The following is a 7,042-nucleotide window of genomic DNA, read 5'->3' as shown; positions in this document are numbered from 1 at the left end:
ATTAATCCACACAAAATTATCTAGCAAGGATTTTATACCCTTATTAGTTGGTATAATATTCCTTAAAATCAAATCTTACTACCTAGCACAAGAGGTTAACTTAATACTGCCTTTATGACATAATCTGTTTTATATTTCTGTTCAGAAAGTATTCTATATACCTTTAAGTCATCCTCTCTATCTATGGAAAAAGAGAGGTTTATTCGTTTTGTTGTCATAAACTCACCTTCTTAGTTCTTGCTCTAATAGGATTTTAAAACCTTTGGCATTTGCAAACTGGTCAAGAAAGTCCGTGTACTTTACTCTATTTGACTTTTCAATGTAATCCTGAAGCATTATGCTCCCTCCCCCTGTAAAAACAGTAGGATTGTGAAACTCAAATCCATATTCTTGAATTTTCGCTAATATATTTTCTACATACTCTTCTGACATCACTTTAATTACTTCCTTAATATCTGCCTCGAAAAGAACAGGTTCTTTTCCTGTGATAATCTCCTGTATCTGAGTTTCCGTAAGTCTGATATTTGTTTTAAGAAGTTCCTGCTGTATATTGGCAATTAATGTGATGATTCCGTTGGGAAGCGAATAGCATGCTGAAACATCTATGATTCCATTTTCTACTCTGAAAAAATCAATTGTATATCCACCAATATCAATAACATTGCATAGAAGATTTTTGTAACTGTTAAACACCGTTATTAATGCGGAATACCCTTGAGGATAAGTACGGCAATCAACTATATTGATTGCATAATTCTTTTTGTTAAAATTAAACTTTATATCCCGCTTTAAAAAATATTCCCGAAACTTTTTCTTAAGAATTCCATAATTGACAATCGGAAGCCCTACGCCCAGGATTACATCTACTTCACCTTCTACTTGTGCTTTGTTTATCGCATCTGCAATTGCAGGCAACGATAAGATGAAAGCATCCTGGTTGATAGTCTTGTCCATTTGAACACTTAACCTCTGGCCTCCGATGCTATAAAATTTACCTTCATAGATTAAAAGATTGCTTGATGATATTGGTTCAGTATTAGATTTAGTAAAACCTGATTCGCTAATATAACCTTCACTTGTTTTTGTACATTTGTTCCCATTATCAAGACCTAATAAAATCCTATTTCTCATAACAATTCCCCCAATCTAGTGGTTTTGGTTCTTCATAGTTCTTTTATTAAATCACTTTTTATAATTTCAAGTATTTCTGCAATAAAAAAATTGCTTACCTGATAGTCAGGTAAGCGTAGGAATTTATTTTAACGGAGGTATATAATGTCAATTCATTAAAATACCTTATTATTAAAGACAATTTTTTATAGTAAATCATTTATTGCAAAGTCAAGTATTTTTATCTACCTTTATATCCTAAATCCTCTTCCTCTTTTTCACATTACCTTTCTCTATATATATTTAGCAAATTCCCCCAAATCCTTGATATAACAATGCTTTAATTAATTTTTAAGCGTCAAAAAAACATGCTAGGATATTAGTCCTAAGTGCAAAAGTTAAGGACTAATTACGAATTATATGATTAAGCCTTTTAACTTTTAAAAACAATTTTATAAAAATTCTAGCATTAAAATTTGACTTACATCTAACAATCCGTATAATGTGGGAAAATCTAATATTTGAAAGGATGAATCTAAATGAGCAATGGTTTAGTCATAAGGGATTTTAAGACGCTTAAAGTTTGGCAGAAGGCAAACGCTCTTGAACGAGAAATAGAAGCATTGGTTAAAGGGTTTCCAAGCCATGAGCAGTACCGGCTTACTGACCAAATCATTAGAAGCAGTCGAAGTATTTCCGCAAACATAGCCGAAGGAAATACCCAACTATTTATAAAGCGGGAATTATTCCATGCCAACGCTGCCCTTGGCAGTTGTGGTGAAACGAGAAACCATTTACTAACCGCATATCAAAACCATTATATAAGTGAAGAACAATACAAAACTTTAGATGAGAAATTCCTTGAAGTAATAAAAATGCTGTATGGCTATATAAAGATGTTAAAATCTTGTTTAGATAATGAATCAGTTACAATTGACCCCTAATATTTTATAATCTTTACATACTCCATAATATTTTCACCTGCTATTTGCAAAGGCGATGATTGCGCAGTATCACATACTTTTGGTGGACTTAAAATTCACCTAGAAAAAATTTTTACAAATGAATAAGTTTGAACTTTACAGACTGTTATAAAAAATGCCTTGGAAAGACTGCTAAATCTCCAAAGCATTTAAAAAATCATAATAGCCCTATTTATAGAAAGGTTCATATGGTCAAGATGTTGATGTGCTTAGGCTTTAATCTTCTTCTATATTAAATCGCACATTAGTCCTATCATTTATTCACAATTCTTATTTTTCTCAATCGATTCAAAAAATCGACGTAAATTTTCCGGTAATTGATATGCTTCCTTACCAACTCTATTATTTAACTGTGCTTTTTTGTCACTATATACTTCACGAAGTATGGCATCAATTATCATTGCTTTTGGAGGAACATTATATTCTTTACCTTTGTACACCCATACACGGCAGTCCACTTCATCCCCGCACAAATCGCCACATGATTCACAAAGTGATTCTCTCATTTCCAGTTGTATATCATTTCCATTAATACGGATAGTAGGTGAACTCTCAAATCTATACTGTATGGCCTTTTCCTTACTATCAATATGAATTTTATTTACAACAACTTCTATGCCCGCTAATTCAAGCACTTTAGCAACGTCCTTAATGGCTTCTTCAAGACTGCTCTCCGTGCCCTGGCATCTTGTACATATACTTAAATCTAAAAACAAAAAATCAATTATTATTTTTTTCTTTTCTTCTTCATAATTTTGCTCTTCACACCCGCAACTCGTACTACAGCATGTATTATTTCTTTGAGTTTCACAACATCCCATAATAAAAGCCTCCTTCTTTATAACGCCTAGATTCATAAGAAAATTTTTCGGTTGTAGTAAAATTTTCTTACATTAGCGGCGTTTCAATGAGGCGGAAATATGCTCCCGCCTCGTTATAAATATCTTTTAATATCCTCTACCGACGGAACTCTTCCCATAATCTTTACCTGTTCATCTACTACAAGTGCAGGTGTTCTCATTACACCATATGCCATAATGTCCTTAAAATCCTCTACTTTTTCAATAGTGGCTTCAAGTCCCAGTTCCTTTACAGCCTCTCTGACATTAGCCTCTAATTTTTTGCAATTACAACATCCTGAACCTAAAACTTTGATTACCATAATAAATCCTCCTCATCAATCAATATTTTTTCCGTTATTATCGTCATTCCACAATTTTCTTTTACACAGATTTCACATCCTGTGCATTTTACAAGACTCATCATTTCAGAATGAATCTCTGCTTTACACAAAAATATATGAAAAAGCATTAAATAAGTATCCAATAATAATAATCCCTGCTGATACGATAGATACAAAGATTGCTAAAAGTTTAGGCTTTACCACCTTTCTGAGCATAATTATGGAAGGCAGAGACAGGGCTGTTACTGCCATCATAAATGACACTATAGTCCCTACGTCCACTCCTTTTGCAAATAACGCTTCGGCTATTGGAAGAGTACCGAATATATCAGCATACATTGGAATGCCCACTACAGTAGCAAGCATCACTGCAAATGGATTATTACCTCCAACCACATTTTCTATGAATGACTGTGGAATCCAGTTATGAATAGCCGCCCCTATGCCTACACCGATTAATACATATAGCCAAACCCTTTTGATAATATCTCTGACCTGTTCCTTTGAATATGATATTCTTTCCTTACGAGTCATTTCAGGCACTTCCGCATCAACATTTTCAATTTCCCTTACATATCCTTCTACATATTTTTCAAGTCTAAACTTTTCTATTAAAGTTCCTCCAATAACTGCCAAAATTAAGCCTACTACAACATAGGCTATGGCAATTTTAAGACCGAAAAATGAAATTAACAACATTAATGACGCCAAATCTACCATTGGCGAAGATATTAAGAAAGAAAAGGTTATGCCTAAAGGCAATCCAGCCGAAGTAAAACCTATAAAAATTGGTATACTGGAGCAACTGCAAAAGGGAGTTATCGTACCAAGCAGTGCCCCAAGTATATTCCCTTTAATGCCTTTTATCTTTCCGAGAATCTTCTTTGTCCTCTCTGGCGGAAAATAACTCTGGATATAGGATATGACAAATATTAATAGTGATAATAATATAAATATTTTAATTGTATCGTATATAAAAAAGTGAATACTTCCGCCTATCCTTTCGCTAACAGGTAAACCAAATACTTTTTCCACAAGAAGTCTTACCAATTCTGAAAGCCATCTCATTTTTAATAGTTGGTCATTTAACCAACCGAATATCATGGCTAATATGTTCATATGAAAACATCCCCTTTACCCCTTACACACTTCAAGTTATTTTTCAACATGTTTGCACTTTTCAACTTCACTGCAATTCTCTTATTTTGATTAATTACATACCGCTTATCAAATCTGATTGTTCTTTACTCTCTGTATTAAATCCTCGACTTTTTCCTTAATTATATCTCTTGTTTTTCTGTAATCCTCTATTGGTCCGCCTGACGGGTCACTAAGCCCCCAATCTTCTATATGCTGGCATGGTACATAAGGGCATTCTACATTACATCCCATCGTTATTAATATATCTACTTCCGCCGGAATATCGCTTAATAGTTTCGGATGATGGTCACTCATATCCACTCCTGCTTCTTCCATTACCTGTACTGCTAGTGGCTTCACTTCAGGGTATTTTTCCGTCCCTGCCGAATATGCTTCTAATACGTCACTTCCCAACTTCTTTGCCCAACCTTCTGCCATTTGAGAACGGCAAGAGTTGTGGACACATACAAAAGCAACCTTCTTTTTCATTCGATACCACCTTTTTCTACAAGGTTATTGAAACCAATGCCTTGTACTATTTGCAATCCTGACCAATGTAAGCATGACCGGGACTTCAACCAATACCCCTACAACTGTTGCAAGAGCGGCTCCAGATTCCAGTCCAAAGAGTGAAATTGCCACTGCAACTGCAAGTTCAAAGAAATTGCTTGCTCCAATCATTCCCGCAGGTGCTGCAATATCATGGGGAAGTTTCCATATCTTTGCCCATCCATAAGCAATGAAGAATATAAAGAATGTCTGGATAATTAATGGTATGGCAATTAATATAATATGCAAGGGATTACTTAAAATTATTTCACCCTGGAACGAGAAAATAATTACTAAAGTGAGAAGCAAACCTACGATTGTTACATTATCAAATTTCTTGAGAAAAATGTTCTCGAAATACTCTATACTCTTATGTTTAATGATGTTCCTTCTAGTAAGGTACCCTCCTGCCAATGGAATAACAACAAACAGGATTGTTGATAATATCAGCGTGTCATAAGGAACGGTCACATTACTTACCCCTAATAGGAATGCAACAATTGGTGTAAATGCAAACAATATTATCAGGTCATTCACTGCTACCTGCACTAATGTATAAGCAGGGTCGCCTTTTGTCAGATAACTCCATACGAATACCATAGCGGTACATGGTGCGGCTCCTAATAATACTGCACCTGCAAGATAGTCTGTCGCTAAATCCGGACCAATCCACCTACTGAACACTACTTTCAAGAAAAACGCTGCAATAAGATACATTGTAAAAGGCTTGATAAGCCAGTTTGTTACACAAGTAACTATTAGTCCCTTCGGTTTTTTTGTTGCCCTGACAATGCTTGAAAAATCAATTTTCAGCATCATTGGGTAAATCATTAGCCATATGAGAATAGCAACAGGAATTGATACATTTGCATATTCAAATTTGCTTAAAGTTTCAGGGATTGAAGGAACTAATTGTCCTATTGCAACTCCTACTATAATGCATACTGCTACCCATACTGTAAGGTACTTTTCAAAAAAACCTAATCCTTTATTTTCTTGCATTGTTTCTTTGTCACTCAAGTTTTATGCCCCCTATCAATTTAAATTATCTTGTTCTTACTATATGATTATATTCAGTTATAATCATATAGTGACTAATTTAAAGTTTTTACAGAAAAATAACTAAAATCAGTTTTCTATTATTAATAATTTTCATTAATTGTTATTGCACTGCTCTCGAAGATACTTAAGAACCTGACTTTTATCTTCCCGTAGTTGCTCACATGTAAAGTTACTGTTTTTATATTTTTTAAGTGTCTCTATATCTCTTAACAATTGTGTATTTTCAGCCATCTTGTTTTTAATAAATTCATACAGTAGGTTATTTTCTTCAATAAACTTGTTATCTACTCTGTAATAGACCCATTGAGATTTCTTTTCACTGGTTATAATACCTGAAGTTTTTAATTTATTTAGATGTCTTGAAGCATTAGACTGCGTCATATCCAGCACTGTTTCTATCTCGCACACACAGAGTTCCTGTCTTATTAGCAAATTGAGTATTCTAATTCTGTTTTCATCTCCCAACGCTTTAAAGATTTCTATTAAATCCAATTTATCACCACCATATGATTATATTCAATTATACTCATATATATAATAGTATTGATTTATTTCTCTGTCAACAATAAATACATTATCTTATAAATCAAAAAATATGTTTTTTATATTTATCACATAATTCAAGAATACGTTCCCATAACATACCCCAAACCTCCCCTACGATGTGAAAATCTAATTTTGGGAATAACTTTATTATTTTAGAACCAACTTTATTATCATAGAGTCAACTTTATTATTTCTAAAACATTTTCCTTATTCCTTTTCCCTAAAAATCCATACCCCTAACTATGTATATTTAAAATAAACTCCGCTCCAAACCGAAATCCCTCAAACCCTTATCCCTTCTCGCCTTATGCCCATTTTCCTAATTCTTTCCATATAATAAAGTCGGTTCAAAAATTCCATATTTTCATTCCATTTAATAACATTTATTCCTTAATTCTTGTAGTAATTTTTAAAATAAAGTCGGTTCTAAATAGGGGTAAGGTGCAAGATGAACAGGGTAAAGTTTCAA

General features: G+C 33.6%; 9 protein-coding genes. 1 reads left to right on the top strand and 8 read right to left on the bottom strand.

Going from position 1 to position 7,042, the window contains the following annotated elements; genetic code table 11:
- Positions 1 to 95: 95 nt before the first annotated feature.
- Entirely contained in the window at positions 96 to 218 is a 123-nt protein-coding gene (locus tag ACESM9_RS13360) for a hypothetical protein (RefSeq protein ID WP_372999604.1), read from the bottom strand.
- Positions 219 to 222: 4 nt separating this feature from the next.
- Positions 223 to 1,131, bottom strand: a complete 909-nt coding sequence (locus tag ACESM9_RS13355; protein ID WP_372999601.1) for a ParM/StbA family protein — start codon at positions 1,129 to 1,131, stop codon at positions 223 to 225.
- A gap of 518 nt (positions 1,132 to 1,649) precedes the next feature.
- Between ACESM9_RS13355 and ACESM9_RS13350 the strand changes: the two genes are divergently transcribed.
- On the top strand, positions 1,650 to 2,054 hold the full coding sequence (locus ACESM9_RS13350) for a four helix bundle protein (RefSeq protein ID WP_103083169.1): 405 nt from the start codon (positions 1,650 to 1,652) through the stop codon (positions 2,052 to 2,054).
- A 296-nt stretch (positions 2,055 to 2,350) separates the two neighbouring features.
- Here ACESM9_RS13350 and ACESM9_RS13345 read toward each other — a convergent pair whose 3' ends face one another.
- From ACESM9_RS13345 to ACESM9_RS13320, 6 genes are all read right to left on the bottom strand, one after another.
- Positions 2,351 to 2,914, bottom strand: a complete 564-nt coding sequence (locus ACESM9_RS13345; protein WP_101298565.1) for a DUF2703 domain-containing protein — start codon at positions 2,912 to 2,914, stop codon at positions 2,351 to 2,353.
- A 113-nt stretch (positions 2,915 to 3,027) separates the two neighbouring features.
- Complete coding sequence (locus tag ACESM9_RS13340; protein ID WP_014256055.1) at positions 3,028 to 3,255, bottom strand: thioredoxin family protein; 228 nt, start codon at positions 3,253 to 3,255, stop codon at positions 3,028 to 3,030.
- A gap of 123 nt (positions 3,256 to 3,378) precedes the next feature.
- Positions 3,379 to 4,395, bottom strand: coding sequence for a permease (locus tag ACESM9_RS13335; protein WP_014256056.1), 1,017 nt, complete (start codon positions 4,393 to 4,395; stop codon positions 3,379 to 3,381).
- A gap of 108 nt (positions 4,396 to 4,503) precedes the next feature.
- On the bottom strand, positions 4,504 to 4,905 hold the full coding sequence (locus ACESM9_RS13330; protein WP_003519126.1) for an arsenate reductase ArsC: 402 nt from the start codon (positions 4,903 to 4,905) through the stop codon (positions 4,504 to 4,506).
- 24 nt (positions 4,906 to 4,929) lie between these two features.
- The gene (gene arsB, locus ACESM9_RS13325; protein WP_095522197.1) at positions 4,930 to 5,967 is read right to left on the bottom strand and encodes an ACR3 family arsenite efflux transporter; all 1,038 of its coding nucleotides are present in this window, start codon (positions 5,965 to 5,967) and stop codon (positions 4,930 to 4,932) included.
- A 153-nt stretch (positions 5,968 to 6,120) separates the two neighbouring features.
- Entirely contained in the window at positions 6,121 to 6,519 is a 399-nt protein-coding gene (locus tag ACESM9_RS13320; protein WP_003519130.1) for an ArsR/SmtB family transcription factor, read from the bottom strand.
- Positions 6,520 to 7,042 lie beyond the last annotated feature (523 nt).

It is taken from the genome of Lutispora sp. (assembly GCF_041687175.1).
Taxonomy (GTDB): Bacteria; Bacillota; Clostridia; order Lutisporales; family Lutisporaceae; genus Lutispora.
The sequence above is the reverse complement of the archived record's forward strand: the minus strand, read 5'-3'. Positions and strand labels throughout refer to the sequence as shown.

Bases quoted from the DNA above. Each gene is read 5' to 3' on its own strand.
- ACESM9_RS13360 (WP_372999604.1), bottom strand. From the start codon at position 218: ATGACAACAAAACGAATAAACCTCTCTTTTTCCATAGATAGAGAGGAT.
- ACESM9_RS13355 (WP_372999601.1), bottom strand. From the start codon at position 1,131: ATGAGAAATAGGATTTTATTAGGTCTTGATAATGGGAACAAATGTACA.
- ACESM9_RS13350 (WP_103083169.1), top strand. From the start codon at position 1,650: ATGAGCAATGGTTTAGTCATAAGGGATTTTAAGACGCTTAAAGTTTGG.
- ACESM9_RS13345 (WP_101298565.1), bottom strand. From the start codon at position 2,914: ATGGGATGTTGTGAAACTCAAAGAAATAATACATGCTGTAGTACGAGT.
- ACESM9_RS13340 (WP_014256055.1), bottom strand. From the start codon at position 3,255: ATGGTAATCAAAGTTTTAGGTTCAGGATGTTGTAATTGCAAAAAATTA.
- ACESM9_RS13335 (WP_014256056.1), bottom strand. From the start codon at position 4,395: ATGAACATATTAGCCATGATATTCGGTTGGTTAAATGACCAACTATTA.
- ACESM9_RS13330 (WP_003519126.1), bottom strand. From the start codon at position 4,905: ATGAAAAAGAAGGTTGCTTTTGTATGTGTCCACAACTCTTGCCGTTCT.
- arsB (WP_095522197.1), bottom strand. From the start codon at position 5,967: ATGCAAGAAAATAAAGGATTAGGTTTTTTTGAAAAGTACCTTACAGTA.